The following is a 22,125-nucleotide window of genomic DNA, read 5'->3' as shown; positions in this document are numbered from 1 at the left end:
AGTTCCTGGTGTAGAGTTACTCTTGTTTTCCTCTTTCCTTTTTTCTTTTTCTTTTTCTTTTGTTTTATCAAGCCAAACTCTTCATAACTTCAGGCATATTATAGCCAACCTTCGCACCAGACCACAATTGATTAACCTCTCTTTTATAGTTAGCCACACCTTCGGTATCAGCAAAGGAATCAAAGGATGACATGTATTCAACTAACTTACTGATTTGTGCCTTGTCTAAATAGTGATAGCGGTCGTTGTTGGTGTCAATGCTGATGCAGATTTTTGCGCTTTCATTGCTGTTGCTATTGGCAAAATAGTCTTCAATTAACACGCTGCCTTCTTGGTTGCGGTATTGTTTGGCGATGTCAACGCCGGTGTTGTCGCTTTGGTAATCGCTGTCGGCTTTGTTGGGTTTTATTAACGATCGGTGTTTAATCAAAAGGTTGTTGTTGCTTTTGTAATACATGGTGTCTTGATAACTGTCTAAATCAAAAGCGATGTAATCGTCTTTATCGGTGATGATTGTGCTAAAGATGTTGTCGTTGCCAACGATGAATATATCGGCGCCTGTGCCACCAGTAACTTTGTTTTCTGTGCCGCCTAAATACAATAAGTCATCACCTGATCCTGCGTCAATCTTGTTGTCGCTTGAGTTTTTGTGCATATATAAAGAATCATCGCCGGCGTTTGCCATAATAGAAGACTGATGGCTGGCGACTTCTAGTTCGTCGTTGCCATCGCGTAGATAAACGATGTTTTTGTTGCCAAATACTTTGCCGTGGTCATTACCTTTGCCTAAGTCCATGACATTGTGAGCACCGATTAAAATGCCGATGTCATCGCCAGTGTGACCGTGAATTTTGCCATAATTGCCAGTGGACACTAGATAGTCATCGCCTTCGTTGCCGGTGATATAGGCGCCCTCTCCAAATGCCCAAAGTTGGTCTCTGCCGGTACCGCCAAACAAAGTGTTGTAGCGACCTGAGGCAACGCCAATGTCATCGCCTTCGCCGCCAATGAACATGTGGTTTTGTCCGACATACACGGCGCTGTCATCGCCTTGGTTGCCGCTGATGGTGTTGCCTTCGCCAATGACATAGGCGACATCATCGCCTTTGCCACCCCAGACATTGTTGTTGGTGCCCATGAGTGCAAATAGGTCTTTGCCATCGCCACCCCATGCGAAGTTTTGGGCACCTATGTTGAAGAACAAATCGCCGTCATTGGACATAAAGCCAATGTCGGAGAAAAGCTCAAGTGCTTTGTCTTTTATGTTGGCAGAGTCTGTGGAGATGCTGCTGGATAGGGTTTCTGCCAGTTCTGGTAAACTGCTTAGGGTTTTGATTAGATTGGGTGTGAACATATTAAACAATGAGGGGAGTTTGAGGCCGCTGAAGCCGAAGGCTTTGTTGCTTTTGTTCTTTTTGGATTCGCTGTCGTTGTCTCCTGTGTTTGTGTTTGTGTTGTTGTCTTTGTTGTTTTCATCGTTATCATTGTTATTATCGTCGTCGTCATCATCGTCCTTATCTTTGTCTTTAATGCCTAATGCATCTAAAGTGTTTTCACCCATGTCTTTGAACGATTCTCCTCCAGCGACTAATGCCTTAACAATGCGTTCTGGTTCAGATAAGGCGGTAATGGAGTTGCTAAAGGTGTCAGATACGGTGCCCAGGAGTTCTTTTAATAAATTTGATAGGGATAAATCGGGGGTGTTGGCTACGGCTTTGTAGATGTGGCCGAAGTTGGTGTATTTGTAACCCAGTATGTCGCCGAAGGTGATGTCTTTTGCTTGGGATGCCATTCCGTTGAGAATGCCGTTAATCAGTTTGGTTTTGACATTGCTGGGGGTGTAAGTAAAGGTGGTTTTGGGTTGGCCGTCTAAGGTGTAGCCTTGTTGCATAATGCCGAATAAGGAGGCGACGGTGGTGTCTAAAACAGAGGAGAAGGTATCGCCGAACATAAAACTGAAATTGCCGTTGCCAATGAGGATGTCGGAGCCTTGTCCGCCGATTGTGAGGTTTAAACTAAAGTTGCTGATGTGTTCTTTGAAGTTTTGCTTTGCTTGTTGGCGTTTGCTTTCACGCTGCATAAAGTTATTGGCTTGTTTGTTGAGTGCCATTTCTATGTCGTATTTTAACCCTCGGTCAGAGACTGCGTTTTGACCGCCACTGATTAAGATTTTCTCATAGTTGGTGTCGCTGGTTCTGTCTAAGGAACTCATGCTGGTGGCAAACTTCTTGGTTTTCTTCCAACTCCATAAGGCGTTTTGTCCAGAGTTGCTTATGTCTGCCATACCTTGTAAAGAGCCTAAGATATTGGCAGAGCCGTCAAAAGGATTGACAAATGGAATCATGGGGAAAGAAGGGTCGGTGGCAATGATTAGGTCGTTTCTAACGCCGTGGTTAACCACGACATTTTTAGTGCCTATTAAGATTTGCACACCTTCTAATGCACGATAGCCCCCTATTTCAACAAAACGACTGCTGTCGCCTATATCGCCGATGCTGACTAAAACATTGTTGCTGCCGTACATCAGTGTGTGGTGTGCGCCGTTGCCGACTTTGACATCTACATTGGTAGAGCCACCGAAGAGAGAGGCATGGTCGCCACCGCCGATATCGATTTGCACATTGAGAGCGGGGGCGGACATACCGCCTGTTTTGGTGTTTTCATTGTCGTTATTGGCAGGGGCGTTGCCATTGGGTAATCTTCTGAGTTTATTTTGGTTAACGGAATTGGCAAAATCAGTTTGGCGTTTGTCGATATCGTCTAGTTTTTGTTTGGTTGTTTCTGTTTCCGATTCTGATTGTCCTTGTCCTTGCCCTTGAGCGTGCTTGTCGCTTGTTTCTTGATTTTCTGCACCTTGTGTGTTTTTGTCATTATCCAAGTCTTCGTTTAAGCGTCTGCCATTGTATTTAATCAAAGTGCCTTCGTCGTTATACACTCTGCTAACCACAGCGCCAGTTGCACCAAGACTGTAAACGGTTTTGGCAGCACTGTCTTTGTGCATCCAATTGCCTGCGCCTGTGTTTGAAGTTAGTTTTCTGCCGTTTTCATCAACAGCAACATAACTGCTTCTAACAGCAACAGGGGCTTTGATGTTTGATTGACTGAGTTTTTCGACCATTCTTCTGCCGTATTGACTGTCGTTATTGTCAGTAGGATTGTCTGATTCCATATTACAGCCAACGATGCTAATGCGTTGTATGTCTGCATTGCCTGCCAAGGCTCGATTGAGTTCGGTAATATTTGCACTTAATTCATCAGCAGTTCTGCCGCCCATGGTTTGTGCGCCGTCCTTCTCTCTGCCATAACCCACAGCCACCATTTTGACCTTGCCGGTAATATCCTCAAGATCAAGGCCGTAAACCACTTGATGAGTGCCGTCTTTTTGCATTTGCACAATGGTGGTTTGTGCGGGGTGTTTAGAGGCAAGTCTAAAGGTACTGTCTCTAACATTGCCATCGGCTTCGGTTTGAATGAGGACTTGGTGGTCGTGGTTGGCTAGGCTGGGTTGGGGTTTTTGGGCTTCTGTGGTTAGTTTGTTGATTTGTTCTTGGCTTAAGTCGGCCCAGTTATGGAGGGGGGTGTCTTGGTGGGGGGTGGTTTCGGCTAGGTGATGAAGCATAATCGCCATGCCTTCTCTACTGGTGTCAAGTACAACATTGGCATTATTATCTGATATTTTTACTTTTTTATTATATCGTTTTAATTGACGAACAGTACTGAGTGCATGGTTGTTTGCATCAAATGACGAGTCATTTGATGCTGACTCTTGTGTGCTACAAGTAGTTAATTTAATACTAACTTTTTCCTTTGGTTTTACCTTAATGCTTTTTTGTAAACTTATGATATGATTAGACAGGCCTTTGCTGCCTATTCTTTCCAAGTCGGAGACCCGACCCAACACATGAATTTCATATTCTCCATGTATATTAGCGTTGGTAACTATATTGCCATATGAGTCATATACTCTTACGATGTTTGTAGTAGGATCAAGTATGGCAACATAACTGGTATTTGGGCTTACAATTGTCATTCTATCGGCATATTTATCAATATCGCTGTCATCGGATATTTTAAAAATAATATTTTTTTGATAAGGATTGCTTGAATTATTTGGTACATAAGGCAAACTGTATGAATAATTACGAAGCATATATCGGTCAGTTTGCATATCTTGTTGCATGTGTATTTGAGCGTCTTTGTGTCTATGTGCTAACCGTGAAACTTGCTCCATATAGATCGATCGAGTATTGGGTTGTTGCAAAACACTCTCTTCCATTCTATTAACGAGGCGCACATCTTTAATTTTTGCATTAGGGCCAAGTGCTTTACTGATGCCATTCATATTAGGCACAATATCAGTATTCCTATCAAATGCAAAAACAACCCTAACATCTCCTGTAATTAAAGAAGGTGGTGCTCCATATATGGTTCTAAATCCAGTGGTTGAAACTTGAACGATACTTGTCTTGCCCTTAAGATTGGTGTCGCCAGCTATATTATAAGAAGCGAGACGCCAAGCTCCATTAGATTGAATGACAATATTATGGTATTTATTTAATGAATCGTTGTCAGACTTATTTGCGCTATTTTCTCTTCTTTGAAATTCACTCCTTTCGAATTCTGTCAGTGTTTCCCATGATAATGTCTCATTGTCTTGTACAGCAGTAAGACCAGTCTTACTGTTTACAAGTATCGTGATATTAGATTTATCCTCATCATTTTGTGCGTGTATGGCTGCAGTACCTTTATGGGTGTAAAAACTAGGGTTGTCTGAGAAAACTTTTTTTATGTCAAGTAAACTTTGATCGAACCTGATGTCTTTGCTTAAAACTACCCTTGTTTCCCTTGTGTTTTTTTTAATATCAATCTGTGGAAGTGCATCTTCGGCAGAGGATACTTTTCTTTGTATTTCGGCAGCTTCATCTAAATTATTTAATTCTCCAATGAAATTTACCTTTAGGCGATCACCATCTTTGAATGTAAAATTATGATTATCTAGCACAGTATATTTTTGATTGGCTTCGTCGTAAACCAATGCCACATGATTTTCTTTAGAAATATTTGGTGCAAGTTCTTGTATGGTTTTCTTGAAATTTTCCTGATCATCAAATAAAAATACTTGAAAACAACGAGCACTTACAACACCTTCTATTGTTTTATTAAATTCTGATGAATTTCTATGCTCCACTACATCGCTAAAATTTGTTAGCATAGGCTTAAAATTATTGTTATTGTCATAAACAACAATTTGCTTGCTTCTTGCAAATAATTCAGGATAATCTATTAATATTCTATCGTTTTTTCTGGGTACTCCTTGTACGGTAAAGAACGGATTCATGTGTTCAACAATTTCTCTTCTTACTGGATTGATAATAGTATTAGAGTCTAAAACCACAATCTTGTAAGCATCATTGTTATAGCCATCAATATTCCTTTCTATACTATCAACCAAGCCCCTTCTTTGTTCAACTGATAGATTCTCAGTGTCTGCTATAAGAACAATAAATTCAATGCCTTCAACATTCCAACTTGATTGCCAAGAGCCGCGAGTATCAATAAAATATCCTGCAAATTGTTTCTTAATAAGATGACTTTCACGGTCAAGGTAAAACTTGCCGAGCGGCACAATGCTAGTACTATATTGATCAAGGATTTGGTTGCTTCCATAACTATGTCTTGCCTGCTTAACTCTATCAGAAGTTATTTTGTTATACGCTTCGGAGATATCTTGAACCATGGTGCCTGTAAATTCAGAATGAGGTGCGGCAACGAGAAAGTTATTATTAACCACCAAGGGGTAAGCGTCATTAAATATACTAATTACTTGCTTATGGGGAAAGCCATTCTCAGGGAAATCTTGGATATGATCGTACAAAACATTGTTTCGATTTCTAAAATTAGAAATCAGGCCAACATCAGTATATACACCACCCTCAGTATGCAACACAGAAAACCTAACAGCATCAGATGCACCTGCCATAGATCCATTTTTAAGTTCAAATTGGTAAGCTTCTTTCATTCCAGACAACTCTGTGTCGTCGAATGATATAGGTACCAGCGCTAATTTTGGATTGTTCCCAGGAAAGTCATTCCAATATTTTTCGGATTTTTCCTCAATCGCATTAACTTCTGCTATTGGAACATCTAACACATCAACCATAAATCTTTTTATGATATCACTGCTTAAGTCACGGTCTCCGCAATAATTTGAGAATATTTTTGTAAGTTTGACCGCTTCATACATGCGATTACCAGTTAAGGGCAAATTCTTGTCCACATGGGCTTGCATTCTTTTCTTGAGTTCATTGATTAACAAGGTATTAGGGTCATAATGGAGGCGTACCGCTAATTTGTCATTTTGTCTACTAATGGCTTTAATGTTTTCCAAATAAGGCTCTGGCATTGCACCACCCGTCCAAACATAATGAATGACATTGGGTATTTTGTTGTCCCCTGTAATGGAAACTGGGAACTTTTTATTCATTTCAATGCGATGCTCATTTCTAGAAATAACTTCCGCAACATAACTTTCCAATGTTGCTATATGTGCCTGCATCGAAGGTAGAGGGGTGGCAAAATTACTCAATCTTTCTTTTATCCCTTTAAGGAAAGATATGTTTGCCTCTAAATTCATATTTTTATAGTCGGCAGTCTTGATATAGTTCTTGCATTCAGAAAGAATCTTATAAAATTCAAAATCCGCAGGTATCTTAACAAACGACACTAGCGCATCTATTTCAAGCATTCGTTCAGAAATAAAATCAGATATTGTTAAACTTAACGGATTCTTAAGTTTGTCGGCAGTGGTTTTGGCATCTTCAGTTTTTGAAACAATATCGCCATTGTGCCAACTATAAACCGTTTTAGCACCCCCTGTTTTCATGGTTTTGGTACCATCATCATTGACCTGCACCTCCCCTGCTCTACCAGTAATGTCTGCATTTTTTAGGGTAGGTATGTTGTTATAAACAGCACGGGCAAAGTCTTTGGTTAAAGTTTTCCCAACGCCATCGGTGTCACAACCTACCAAGGCAATGCGCTCAAAATAAGTATTTTCATTGCCGTAAGTGTCATTAATTTGCTTGACTTTGTCAATCAAATTATCCATGTTACTTTCGTCTGTCACAAAGTTTCCCCCATGATCAACAAAACTAAGTCGCACATTGCCTTTAGGGGTATAAAACTCATTGTTTGAGGTGACTAATTTGTTATTAGCATCAAAATGAACAATGATGCTGTTGTCAGGGTGTTTGTTAGCAAGGTCTTGGGCAGCCTTAATTGCGGTGTCGCTATTACCATGTTGGACGATAATATTGGTTCGGTAGTTGCTGAAATCTTTTTTTAGTGCATGGCGAAAAACCATGTCTGTAGATACTTGTGGATTTTCCTTTATTAAATCGTTCATCTGATCTTTGCTAACAAAACGATTGTTTTTATCAACTATCACTTCAACTCTATCGATTTCATAGTCAGTTCTTGGCTCGTAAAGCACCTTTGTTGTATTGTCTAAGTTGTAACCTATCACAACAAGATCTTGTTGCTTTCTTGCCTTGTCTAATAGATTTTTTTCAAACTCTGGATCTCTCTCTAACATATTGTTGTCAACAAAAATGGCGTGCATACCTTTGTTTTGGTCAAATCTTTCTAGAACACTTAACGATGTGTCTCTCCACTCTTCTAAGTTTCTTATATTTTCTTCTCTGGTTTGTTGTGAAAAAAAAGATAAAGTCTTAGACGATGGCGTATAAGCATTTAATGGGTCAATAACATAAAGTTGCCCATCTCTAGTCATTAACACCTGCAAATCACCAATACTCAAATTTGAATGTTGCTTGAATTTTTCTAATAAATTTTGAATATCGGTAAGCGTTTTGTGTGTTATACGCTCATCTTTAAGCAATTCAGAAGGGTCTGTTGTTTCAACAGGATCTTCTGGTCTTGCTAATGATGCATCATGAATGCGTTCAACTAAAATTCCATGATGCTCCTGGCCATCTTCGCCAACCATAGTAAGCGTCTTAAAATATTTTGGTGTTTTAACACCCATTTCTCTAAATTTATTAACCCAATCAACTTCATTTTTTAGTTGATTAATGTAATATTCTTCCTTCAGATTTGCATCTAGTTGTAAAAACAATAAATTGGGGTGGTTTTTTAAGGTGTAAGCGGCTTTCGTAGCGCCTTTGTTAATAAATTTACCTAAATCCTCATGAGTTAATGAATCAGGTATATCTACAGGAGGTGTGTCGCCCAATCCTAATTTTAAGCTTGCTAAAACTTCACCAACATGTGCAGATTTTTCTATCGTCCAAACGGCTCTGCTATTTTCATAATTCCAATTATGAATGATTTTTTTGTTGTCATCACTCATCGTTTTAGAACCATCTGCATTAATTTGCATATTGCTTAATCTACCTGTAACACTAGCACCTCTTAAATATTTTCGCGTATAAAGTTGTTTAGCGTAATTTTCACTAAGATCTCCGTTGTTGCAACCCACTAGAGCGGCACGATTTAGGTAGGCGTGACTGTCCACTGAATCTATATCATAGTGTCGCACTATTTCATCGGTGTAATTTGCTAATTTTTCAGCACCAACTTTTTCCAATTCTTCTGGAAACCCTACAATGTTGATCCGCACACTTGCATCAGGTATAAACGCCTGACCGTCTGGAAAAACCAATTTACCTTGTTCGTTAAGTGTGACAATAATGCTGTTTTCAGGGTGTTTTTTATATAATGATTCAGCGGCATTTTTGGTAATTTCATCTTCGCCAATTGGCAAAATAATGTTATATTTATTTTTGCCATTGCTTTTGAGGTTCAAGGCTTCATATTCCTCAGGGGTGTTTACACGAAAAACTGAATCATCGCTTTGTTTCCAACTTTGTTCCTTGGCAAAATCAAGGCAATCTTTCTTCAAATCAACACTTTGGTTTTTGGTGTCTTGGGTAATGACTTCAACAGTATCAAAAGTCAAACTTTGACTGTCACTTGGTTGATGAACAACTTCTTTTTGACCTGTGGCAACATCATAAGTAACAATAACTTTGTTTTCATCTTTCTGTGCATCGCTTAGCATTTGTTGTTTTAGTGCACCATTGGGTGATTCCCAAAGTTGTTTGTCAACATAGGTAAGGTGATTGCGTGTTTTATCAGTAAAGCGCTTGTGGTGTTTTAAAATATGTTGTTCAAATGCTTGTAAAGTTTCTAACCTGAGCGTGTTACGCCTGTTGCTTGATTTAATGTTAATACCAAGCGGATCTATAATATAAAATTGACCGTCTTCAGCGACAACCCCTTGAAGATCCGATACAGAAAGATTAGGGTTTTTTTCAAATATTTTTTGCAAATGCTTAATGTCTTTTAAGGTCTGATTATTGCTATTGTTAAGCACCTTTAGTGATAAAGTCGGAGATTTGTATGTTAGTCTTATATCTTGTGCACCTTTAATTTTTTGCACCACTAAACCGTGTCGCTCATCATTAAATTCATCTATAAATTTGATTTGTTTATAGCGTTTAGGCGTTTTTATACCAAGCGAATCTAGTTGCTCTAAGTGCCTTATTTCTTCTTCAATCTCGAGGGCTTCATAGCTTGATTTTAATAGTAATACCAATAAATCAGGTTGATTTTTTAAATCGTGGACAGTTTTATATGTACCCGAGCCAACAGAGATTTTTGTGTCTACTTGTTTACTGTTTAATGTGTCTGGAATACTGTCTATATCAATAGTATCAGACGAACCTTCAGAATTTGCACCGCCAAGTTTCAAACCCTTTAATATCTCTCCCACCCGCTTAGACTCTTCAGTTTGCTGGGTAACGATATCCAAATCAGCATTCCACTGATAAATCATCTTTTCACCCCCCACAACCATGGTCTTGGTGCCGTCTGGGTTGATTTGTATATCTCCATGTCTGCCGGTTATTTCGGCACTTTTTAGTGCGGGGGTGTTGTTATAAATGGTCTTGGCGAAGTTGCGGGTGAGGTCTTGGTTGGCGCCGTCGGTGCTGCATCCTACTAGGGCGATGCGTTTGATGTTGGTGTTGATGTTGCTGTAGGTTTGGTGGAGTGTTTGGGCTTTGTTTGCGAGTGATTGTGCGCCTTCTTGGCTTAGGTTGGTGCCGTGGTCGACAAAGTTAATGCGGGTGTCGCCTGTGGGGGTGTAGGGGGTGCCTTTGAGGGTGATGAGGTTGCCGTTTTGGTCGAATTTGACGAGGATGCTGGTGGTGGGGTGTTTGTTGAATAAGGCGTTGGCTGCTTCGATGACGGTGGGGTCGTTGCTGTTTTGGACGATGATGTTGCTTTGGTATTTGGATGTTTTTTGGGTGGATTGGGGGTTGGGCTGGGTATTGGGCTGGGTATTGGGTTGGGTGCTGGGGGTTGTTGGGGTTGGGGTGAAGGGTAGGCCTCTTTTTGCGAAACTGTGTCTGGTGAGCCAGTTTGCGTGGAGTCTGGTGTTGGCTCTGTTGGTGGTGATGGCTTGTTGTAGTTGGGCGACGATGGCTTGGGTGTCGATGTCGTCGTCGGTGTTGACGGTGTAGGTGTTGTTGAGGGTGTCTTCAACTAGGGTGTTGATGGATTTGCCGTTGGCGATGATGTGGTATTCTATGCGGGTTACTTCGATGTCGTTTTCTTGGCCGTAGAGGTATTCTATTTGGTTGGTGCTGGTGTTGTAGTAGATGACAATGTCGTGTTTTGTTTTGAGTTGCATTGCTAGGTCAACATTTGCGTTGGATAGGCCGGTGATGATAAAGATTTGAGGCGCTTGGGAGGAGGGTAAGTTTTGGAAGAAGTGGTGATTGATTGTGGGTTTGAACCATTTTTGTGCTGTTTGGGTGTTTTGTTCTTCTTGGGTGTTTTGGGGGTTGTTGGGGTTATTGGGATTGTTGGGGTTGTTGTTATTGGTGGAGGTGCCTGTTCTAGAGTTGTTGTTAAGTTGGTAATTGCCAGAGGTTTGGTCGAAGGTGTCGTTGTCGCCTAGAGGGTTGGTTGTTAAGGTGGACATTTTGGCTTTTATTGAGAGTGAGGATTTGTTGTCGTCAAACATTTGGATGTTGGATATTTGGGCGCCGATGTCGTGTAAGGCGCTGTTTGAGAACAGTTTGGTGTTGGTGCTTAAGATTTGGCTTGAGGTGTAGAGTAAGGTACCTTTGGTTGCTTGGTCGTTGGCTTTGATGAGGTAGTAGTTTATGGTTGTGTTGTCTCGTTCTATTTTTAGATAATCGCCTGCTGAGTAGAGGTATTGGTCGGTGGGGAATTCTTTGACGCATTGGTTGTTTTCGTAGATGGCGTTGATGTTGCCGGTGTTGTTGATGTGGATGGCAAAACTTGTTGTTGGGTTGTTGTTGTCGTTATTATTATTGTTGTTGTTGGTAGACAATCCAACCATTAGGGCTTTGTTGCTGCTGCCTATTTTGACGATAACGCTGCCATTGTCTGTAAAGCCTTTGGCGGAGGTGATGTTGGTGTTCCAGCCGGTGTTGGCGGTTTTTTCGTAGAGGTTGCCGGTGTGGATTATGTTGTTGCTATTGTTGGTGTTGGTGTTGTCGTTGGTACTGGTGTTGCTATTGCTGTTGTTAATGTTAAAGTTGGTGTCAAGGGGGATGTTGGCGAGTTCTATGGAGCGGGTGATGTTGCTGAAGTTGATGTTGTTGCCGTGTGTGTCTTTGACATTGATGAGAATGATGTCGTTTTTGTTGTCGATGTCAAAATCTTTGGCGTTGATTTGGTCGTTGATTGTAACGGTGTGGGTGAACTCTAATGTGTCGGTGATTGTGCCGTTGGCGCCTGTGAGGAAGAAGGCTTTGTTGGCGATAATAATTTTGTTGCTGCCAACTTTGGCGAGGGTAACGGCTTCGTCTAGGGTTAGGGTTACTTTGATTTCATCGCCAACATTGAATTCGCCGTTGCTGTCGGCAACATCTCTGTTGATGTGCCAAGCGTTGTTTTTTAGGGGTTCTGGGGCGCCGGAATCGATGGATAGGTTTGAGTTTTTGCCAAAGATTTCAATTTCACGGAAGTTTTGTGCATCGCCGCTAAAGGTGAGTTTGACTTGGTCGAAGATAACATAGGTTGCGGGGGTGATGGTGACAATGTTGCCGGCATTGCTGATGGTGCGGCTGAGTACCACGACGCCGTCTTTGAGGAATTCAACGACTGAGCCGTTGATTCTGTTGGTGAAACTTTCACGGTTGTAAAGTTTAAAACTGCCGTTGCTGTAGTTGGCTGCGCCAAAATCAAACAAAATGTGTTTGCCGTCGGCATACATGGGGTGTGTGGCATAATCTAGGGCACCGCTTGCACTGGTGTTGCCATCGGTCATGCGTTGAATGTTGGTGGCGGCGTCATCGGTGTACCAACTGCTAACATTGGTGCTGATGGTTGCCAATCCTTGTTTGCTGAGGCTCAGGTTTTGTATGCTGGGGATGATGTCGATGCTGTTGGGAACCTTGTTAAGGTTGATGTTGTTGCCGTCTGTGTCTTTGATGTCAATTAGGACAATGTCGTTGTTTTTGTTGTTAATGTGAAAGGCGGTATCAATTTTGTCGTTGACTTGAACGGTGTAAGCGAACTCTAGGATGTTGGTGATTTTGCCGTTGACGCCTGTTAAGAGGAATTCTTTGCCGGCAATGATGACTTTGTTCTTGCCGACATTGGCGAGGGTGATGCGTTTATCTAGAGTTAGGGTTACTTTGATTTGGTCGCCGAGGGTGAAGACGCCTTTGCTTATGTTTTTGCTTTTTTTGGTGTTATCGTTGTCGTTGGTGCTGTTGTTGTTGGGTATGCTGTTGGTGTGCCAGGCGTTTGCGATGGGTTTGGGGGCGTGTACATCGATGGAAAGTGCTGAATAGTTGCCGCTAAATATTTGCATTTCTGACAATGTGGCGCCGACATCGTGGAAGGCGCTGTCTAAGAACAATTGGGTGTTGGCATTTGAGGTTTTTTTGGAGGTGTAAAGTAAAGTGCCTTTGGCAAGGGGGCCGTCGGCGGCTTTGATGTGGTAATACTTTATGCTGGTGCCTGAGCGAACGACTTTCATGTAGTCGCCTTTGGCGTAGGTTACGCCTGTGCAGTATATGCGTTCGCTGGATTCATAGACGATAAGTGTCTTGTTGGTGCCGGGGTCGGCGTATAGGGCGTAATCTAGGCTGTCGTAAGAATTGTTGCTGTTGTTGCTTGATAGACCGAGCATTACTTTTTTGTTGGATGCGCCAATTTTGGCGATGACATAGCCGTCGTTAACAAAACCTTTGGTGGAGGCGACATCGGCATTCCAGTTGGCGTTGGCGGTTTTTTTGTAAACGCCGTTGATGTGGGTTATTCTATTATTACCGCCAATGACAAAGTCGGTGTCAAGGGATGCATTGGCGAGTGAGACGGCGCCGGTAATACTGCTGAAGTTGATGTTGTTACCGTCGGTGTCTTTGATGTCGTTTAGGACAATGTCTTTTTTACTGTTGATGTTAAAATCTTCGGCGTTGATGTTGTCATTGGCTTGTACGGTGTAAGTGAATGTTAGGGTCTTGGTGGTATCGCCGTTGGTGCCTGTTAAGAAGAAGTCTTTGTTGGCGATGGTGATTTTGTTGCTGTCAACTTTGGCGAGGGTAACGGCTTCGTCTAAGCGTAAGGTTACTTTGATTTCATTGCCAACGGTAAAGGCGCCACCGCTATCGGCAATGTCTCTATTGATACGCCAAGCGTTATGTTTTAGGGGCTCTGGGGCGCCAGCGTCTATTGATAGGCTGGCGTTTTTGCCAAAGATTTCAACTTCACGGAAGTTTTGTAAATCGCCACTAAAGGTGAGTTTGACTTGATCAAAGACAATGTCACTGCTGGGGGTGATTTCAATAACATTGCCAGCATCGCTGATGGTGCGGATGGAAACCACGACGCCGTCTTTGAGGAACTCAACGACTGAGCCGTTGATTCTACTGGTTAGGATTTTGCGGTTATACAACTTAAAACTGCCGTTGTTGTAATTAACCCCTTTAAAATCAAATAAGATGTGTTTGCCATTGGCATTTTTTGGATGTGTGGCATAATCTAGTGCACCGTTTGCACGGGTGTTGCCATCGGTCATGCGTTGAATATTGCTGTTGGTGTTGTTGGCATGCCAGCGGGTGATGTTGGTGGTGATTGTTGCCAGTCCTTTGTTGCTAAGGGCAAGGTTTTGGCTGTTGGGGGTGATGTCTATGCCGTTAGAGAGGTTGCCAAAGTCGATGCTGTTGCCGTCTGTGTCTTTGATGTCGGTTAAGACAATGTCGTCTTTGTTGTCAATCAAAAAGGCGCTGTTGATTTTGTCGTTAAGTTGAACGGTGTAAGCAAACTCTAAGGTTTTGGTAACGGTGCCATTGGTGCCGGTTAAGAGGAATTCTTTGCCAGCAATAATGATTTTGTTACTGCCAACTTTGGCTAAGGTAACGGCTTCATCGATGTTCAGGGTTATTTTAATTTCATTGCCAAGGGCAAAAGCACCTTGGTCGTTAACAGTACCACTGATGTGCCAAGCGTCCTTGGTGGGTTTGGGGGCGTAAACATCCACTGAAAATGCCACATGACTGCCACTAAATATTTGCATGTTTGATAATTTGGCACCTGCACCATAAAGAGAACTGTCTAAAAACAATTGGGTGTTGGCATTTGAGGTGTTGTTTGAAGTGTAGAGTAAGGTGCCTTTGGCAAGTGCGCCGTCAGCTGCCTTGATGTGGTAGTACTTGATGGTGCTGCCTGATCTGGCGATTTTTATATAGTCGCCAACGGCATAACTCACTTGTGTGTCTTTTTTGTAATGACCTTTTTCATAGATTAAAAAGGTATTGTCGGACACATACAAAGCATAATCCATATTATGGGTGCTGTTGTTGGTATTGACACTTGAGAGCCCTACTCTCATGTGTTTGCCAAGGGAGCCAATCTTGGCGATGGCATAGCCATCATTGGTAAAGCCTTTGGCGGAAGTGACATTGGTATTCCAATTGCTTGCAAGGATTTTTTCATACACGCCATCTGTGTGTGTTATGGTGCTCAAGTTAGGCAAAACAAATGAATGAAAACTGGCAATAAGAGGTTTGGTGTTAATAACAAGGTCGGTGTCAATCAATTTGTTGCTCAGTCCAACAGGGCTGGTGGCATTGCTCATATCCACTGAATTGCCTTTGTCATCTACCACGCCTGTTAAAAGAACATCGTAACGCATACTGGTGGCAATCAGTTTGTCGTTAGCTTGAATGGTGTAGGTAAAATCTAAGGTATTGGTAACGGTGCCGTTGATACCTGTTAAAAGGAATTCTTTGCCGGCAACCACGATTTTATTGCGACCGACATTGGCAAGGGTAACGCGTTTGTCTAAAGTGAGTGTTGCTTTGATGGTATCGCCAATGGTAAAGATGCCTTTGCTGTTGGCGGGTTCGCAGTCTATGTGCCAAGCGTTGGTAGTGGGTTTTGGTGCGTAAACATCGACGGAAAGAGTGGGTTTGTTGCCACTTAATATTTGCATCTCTGATAACTTAGCACCTATGCTGTGAAAGGCACTGTCTAAGAACAATTGGGTGTTGGCATTTGAGGTTTTGCTGGAAGTGTAAAGTAAAGTGCCTTTGGCAAGGAGGCCGTCAGCGGCTTTGATGTGGTAATACCTTATGGTGGTGCCTGAACGAACGACTTTCATATAGTCGCCAATGGCATAAGCAACACCGGTGTCTTTTTTACGATCGCCATTTTCATAGATGACAAACTTACTGCCGATACCGCCATCTGCATACAAAGCATAATCTATGCTGCCGTAAGAATTGTCGGTGTCGTCACTGGAGAGTCCAAGCATCATGCTTTTGCCAAGGGCACCAATTTTGGCGATGACATAGCCGTCGTTAACAAAGCCTTTGGTGGAGGTTACATCGCTGTTCCAGCCGGCATTGGTGGTTTTTTCATAAACGCCGTTGGTTAAGGTGATGCGTTTATCACTGCTGATGGTTAGGTTGTTGTCAAGTGAGGTGTTAGACAGTTTGACGGGGGTGGTGTAGGTGATGTTGTCAAAATTAATGTTGTTGCCGTCGCTGTCTGTGACATTGTTGAGAATAATGTCGTTTTTGTTGCTGATGTTAAAGTACTGGGCGTCAATTTTGTCGTTGATTTGAACGGTGTAAGTGAATACCAGTGTGTTGGTAACGGTGCCATTTTCACCGGTTAATAAGAAGGCTTTGCCAGCAATCATAATTTTGTTGCTGCCAACCTTGGCTAAGGTTACGGCTTCGTCTATGGTGAGGGTTAATTTGATTTTATCGCCGAGGGTGAAGACGCCGTTGTTATCGGCGGTTGTGGTGTCTATTTGCCATGCGTTGGTGCTGATGGGTTTGGGTGCGTAAACATCTACTGAGAATGGCAGATGATTGTTGCTGAATATTTGCATTGCTGATAATTTGGCACCTACGCTGAGAAAGGCGCTGTCTAAGAACAATTGGGTGTTGGCATTTGAGGTTTTTTTGGAGGTGTAAAGTAAAGTGCCTTTGGCAAGGGGGCCGTCGGCGGCTTTGATGTGGTAATACTTTATGCTGGTGCCTGAACGAACGACTTTCATATAGTCGCCAATGGCATAAGCAACACCGGTGTCTTTTTCACGATCGCCATTTTCATAGATGACAAACTTACTGCCGATGCCACCATCTGCATACAAAGCATAATCTATGCTGCCGTAAGAATTGTCGGTGTCGTCACTGGAAAGTCCAAGCATCATGCTTTTGCCAAGGGCGCCAATTTTGGCGATGACATAGCCGTCGTTAACAAAGCCTTTGGCAGAGGTAACATCGGCATTCCAGCCAGCGCCAGAGGTTTTTTCATAAGTGTCGTTGGTGCGGGTTATTCTGTTGCCACCGCCGATATCAAAATTGGTGTCAAGTGATGTTTTGGAGAATTGTATGGGGCTGGTAATACTGCTGAAGTCGATGTTGTTGCCGTCTGTGTCTTTAACATCAGTTAGGGTGATGTCGTATTGGTTATCGATATTAAAGTCTTTGGTGCCTATTGTGTCGTTTGCTTGAATGGTATAGACAAATTCTAGGGTGTTGGTGCTGGTGTTGTTTTCACCGGTTAATAAGAAGGCTTTGCCAGCAATCATAATTTTGTTGCTGCCAACTTTGGCTAAGGTAACGGCTTCATTTAAGGTGAGGGTTACTTTGATTTTGTCGCCAATGGTTAGGATGTTGTTTGTGTTGTTTGTGTTGCCTGTATTGTCTGTGTTACTTGTGTTGTCTGTGTGGCTAGTTTCGCCTTTTATGTGCCAAGCATCGGCAATGGGTTTTGGTGCGTGTACATCTATGGTGTATGGGCTTATGTTGCTTAGTCCCTTGACTAGCTTTACATGGGTAAGAGTAAGGTTTTTGTCTTTAATGGAGGTGTCAATGTGTAGTGCTGAGGTGGCGGATATGCCGGTTTGGGTGGCGAGTATGCGGAGGGTGTTGCCGTTGTGGTCGAGGTGGTAATAGCGAATGGTGGTGCCGTGGCGTTCAATCTTAATTTGGTCACCTGCTTGGTAGCGATAATTTAAATCGGTGTATTTGGTGTTGTTGTTGCGGACATCTTTTATTTTGTTGTTGTGAATAAAAACGGCGTGTTCAATGGTTTTGTAACTGCCGTCTGGGTTGTCGGTGGACAGGCCGAGCATCAAGCCTTTTCTGGCAGAGGTGGCGTTTAGGGTAAAAATGGCATAGCCATCGCCGACAAAACTTTCTTGAGAAAAGGCATCGGTATTCCAAGAGGCATCGCTTGATTCTTTGCTAATGGTATAACCTTGGAATGTATTGCCAGATACGCTTAAGTTGCGTTGGTCAAATTTAGTGGCAATGGTGTTGTTGAGTGAGATGGGGTAAATGATGTTGGTAAAAGTAGGCGGATAGCCGTCGTTGTCAGAGATGCCACTGATAATGAGATCGGAGAAGGATTGAATGGCAAAACTTTTGCCTTGGGTAAAGGCATCGTTGATTTGAACGGTGTGTTCAAAGATTAATTGTGTGTTTTTTACTGTGATTTCATCTGGATTGGTAGAGGGGTCGGCAAACCCTTTGTTGGCACAAAGGGAGAAGACCAAGCCGTTGATGATGACCTTGGAGTCGGCAGCGTATTTTGCTTTGCCTTCTTGGTATTTCATGGCTCTGTCCATGGTTAAGGCAATCATGACTTTGTCGCCTATTTCAAAAACACTTTTGGTGGCTGGGTGTTGGCTTGTTGGATAGACTTTCATGGCAACTAAGGCAGGTCCTTTTTGCTTGATGGCTTTGCTGCCGATTTCTTGATTTTTTAGATGGGCATCGCCCAAGCGTTGACTGGCGCCTTGTTGTTCCTTTTGTTGGTGTAATTGATTCTTTTGGTTGCGTTGTTTGACATTGTTGAGCTCTTGTTGTGTTTTGCTTTTGCTTTTGTCAATGCCACCTTTGCTGTTTTCGATGTCTTGATTGGCACCGTTTGTTATTTTGTCGGTGTTGCCGAATTGTGTATAACTGTTGTGGTAATCGCTTTGTCCACTTTGGTTTAGTTCGTCGAGTCCGGTGGAATGTGTTTGTCCTTGTCTTTGGCTTTGAGTTGGTATTAAACTATTGTTGTTATTGTTTAAAAAGGCTGTTACTGTTTGTGCGTCATGATTGGCGTCTTCTTCGTTGACTCGTGTGTCGGATTTTAAAGTGTTGACGGTTTGTTTGTCTTTGCTTGATTGGGTGTCTATATCTGAATCTTCGTTGGCGTCTGTGTCTTGGTATTGTGATTGGTCAATGTCTTTATTGGCAGAGTTTACATTTTGGGTGTACTCGGTTTTTGTTTTGGGGGTGGAGTGGCTGGTGCCACGGAGTTTGGTTGTGTCTGCTTCATCGCCGTTGATGACTGTGCCGATGGTTTGGCTGACTAAGACACTTTTGGCGGTTTCTTTTAAGTTAGACAGCATGCCTTGCATTAGGGCTTTCATTTTGGCGGTAACGCTTTGTTTGTTGGTGCGTATTTCAATCATAGCGCCGTAGAAATCGCCGTCGCCGATTTTGACAGTGATGTTGCCTTTGCCTGCGGCTAAGGCGACATTCATACCATCGCCATAGCGTACATTGATGTTGTAATCGCCTTTCATAACAGCGACATTAACGCCGTGTCCGACGCGGGTGTTGAGGTTGTATTTACCAATCAAAGCGTTGACGGCGATGCCATCGCCAACAAGGGTGTTGACATTGAATTTACCGATGGAAAGTCCGACATGGAAGCCGTCGCCGACTTTGGTGGTAATATTGGCTTTGCCGATGGCAACCATTGCGCTGTGGCCAGAGCCGACTTTGGTTATCAAATTGCCTTCGCCAATGCCAATTTGCAAACTGTCGTTGTCGCCAACTGAGGTGAGTATATTAAGTCGACCGATGCCAGCTTGTATGGTTTGACCGAGACCGACTTTGCTGATGACATTAGCATCGCCAATGCCAACACCTAGCATAGCGCCATTACCGACATGGGTAATGATATTGGCTCGGCCTACAGCAAATGTGACCATACTGCCTTCGTTGTTGCTACCGAGTAATGCAGCGCCAGTGGCTTTGAGTGCGTCAAAGCCTGATTCTAAGAATTTTTGTGGGGCAGAAAAGATGTCTCCTCTTGGGAACAGACGATGTCTTTCTAAAACGGGGTCTGAAACGATGGCGTCAAGTGGGGACACGGTAACGCTGAAGTCTGCCAATGAAGAGATTCGGGTAACGATGTTTGCTTGGCCTATTACTAGGCTAACGGTGTTGCCATCGCTGCTGCCTGCTAAATTAATATGGGTCACAATATTGGCTTGGCCGATGGCGGCTGTTATTAGATTGCCTGCGCCAATCTTGGTAACAATATTGGCTTCACCAACGGCAAATGCAACTGAGAATCCATTGCCGATATGGGTAAAAATATTACCCCCTCCAATCATGGTTGCTAAGGTGGTGCCATTGCCAACTTTGGTAAAGACATTGGTACATCCGCCTATCATTAAAGCGGCACTAAAGCCGTTGCCAATGTGGGTGAAAACATTGGCAGTGCCTGCAAGCATGATTGCGACTGAGGCGCCGTTGCCAATTTTAGTGAAGATATTGGCTTGTCCCCCTATCATCAATACAGCACTTGGGCCATCGCCAATGTGGGTGAAAATATTACCCCCTAATGAAAACATAACTGCCAATGTAGCACCGTTGCCAACTTTGGTGAAAAAGTTAGCACCTGTGGATATCATTAATGCAGCAGTCATGCCGTTGCCGACATGGGTGAGGACATTGCCAGTGCCAAACATACCGACAATAACATCGCCATCACCGACTTTGGTGGCAATGTTGCCTATGCCTAGCATAAGTAAATAAACATTGCCATTGCCGATGTGGGTAACGACATTGGCAAGACCGAACAACAGGGCTATTATATCGCCATTACCTGATTTGGTAATAACATTGGCGCCGCCAAGCATTCTGGTTTGAATATCGCCATCGCCGATGTGGGTGAGGACATTGCCACCGCCATACATAGATATGTTAATGTCGCCATTGCCGTCTTTGGTAACCACATTCAAACCGCCGAGTAAAGAGCCGCTAATGTCGCCTGTAGAAAAATCAGTGAAGACATTGGCACCAGCCAAAAGATGGAGTATGGAATCTCCAGTGCCCTCTCTGGTGATGATATTGGCACCACCGAACAATTCAGCACTTAAGGTGCCGTGTCCTTTGTAGGTAACAATATTGGCTATGCCAATACCTGTCAAACTTAAATCACCTTTGCTAACATCTACATTGACGATATTGCCTAGAGAGATAAGTATTAAATTTGTATCGCCACGACCGTATCTGTCTATTTTGTTTAAACGGAAGCCGCCGAGTTTTGCTTTTAATTTGCCATCTGTTGACCAAGTAACGATATTACCACCACCCAAGATGGTTAAATCTCCATTGCCTTTTATGCCAGAACGGGTAATAAAGTTACCACCGCCACCGCCCATAAAGGTCATATTGCCATAATCCCCTGTGTGATCAACTTTGTTGATAATGCCAATGCCTTTAAACGAAAGGTTGCCATTGGCAGAATGTTTGACAACATTGGCACCGCCACCACCAATAAAGTCGGTGTTGCCATATTCGGCTGTATTGATAACATGATTACCTATGCCCACACCTTTGAAGAAGACATTGCCTTTGTATCCGCCTCGTCGTTCTACTTTGTTGTATCCACCAATGCCTCTAAAGTTAATGTTGCCTTGGTGCGTGATATTGGTCACTTTGTTGTAAAAGCCTGCACCTGTGAAAACAATGTTGCCTGAAATACCTCGTCGTTCTACTTTGTTGTAAGCACCTATGCCACTGAAATAGATATTGCCTTGGTTGGCAGTATTGGTAACTTTGTTTAACGCACCAGCACCTTTGAAATGAATAGTGCCACGCTCTCCACCTCGTCGCTCCACCACATTCGACATACCAGCACCTGTGAAATCAATATTGCCATACTTGACATCGTTGATCACCCTATTTGAAATACCAATACCTAAAAATGAAATATTACCTGTATTGCCATGACGATACACATCGTTACTTGCCGCTGCACCATCAAAATTAATATTGCCCGATCGACCCGTATGTCGCAAAGTCATTGCCCCAGAAAGACCCGTCACAGACATATTACCCCAATCGCTTTTATTGATATTCATAAGGCCAGCAGCACCATAAATACTCAAGTCTCCCCAAGTGTCATAAACATCAAGCTTTAAACTGGCAGCATAGACCGTGTCATTCCCCCCATGCATATAAACACCATCCCCCCATACGGCAAAACCAAGCGCAGTTAGTGTGTTATCGCCATCATCTCCAACATAACTACCGGTTACAAAGTATACAATGCTGTCGACAACGGATCTGAATATGTTTACTACGGAGCCCATGGGAGCCTTGGGTTTGTGGGTGAGTGGTTAGTAGGTGAAGTGTTGTTGTTTGGTGATAAGGAATGACTTTGAATTAAGGTTGGGTTTAAGAAACGACTGAGTGGGTTAAAAGTGGGTTTTTGATAATAACTTGTGTTTCTATAATAACTTATATTTTTTTTGTAAGAAGGGTTGTGTGTCATAAATATAGTTCCTAGTGTAGAGTTACTCTTGTT

1 protein-coding gene is annotated in these 22,125 nt (G+C 42.8%); it reads right to left on the bottom strand.

Features of this window, described 5'->3' with window-relative positions:
- Positions 1–67: 67 nt before the first annotated feature.
- A complete protein-coding gene (locus MS2017_RS05325) occupies positions 68–21,910 on the bottom strand; it encodes a C80 family cysteine peptidase (RefSeq protein WP_122951507.1) in 21,843 nt (7,280 codons plus the stop codon).
- Between the last annotated feature and the right edge of the window lie 215 nt (positions 21,911–22,125).

This window comes from Bathymodiolus thermophilus thioautotrophic gill symbiont, assembly GCF_003711265.1.
Taxonomy (GTDB): domain Bacteria; phylum Pseudomonadota; class Gammaproteobacteria; order PS1; family Pseudothioglobaceae; genus Thiodubiliella.
The sequence above is the reverse complement of the archived record's forward strand: the minus strand, read 5'-3'. Positions and strand labels throughout refer to the sequence as shown.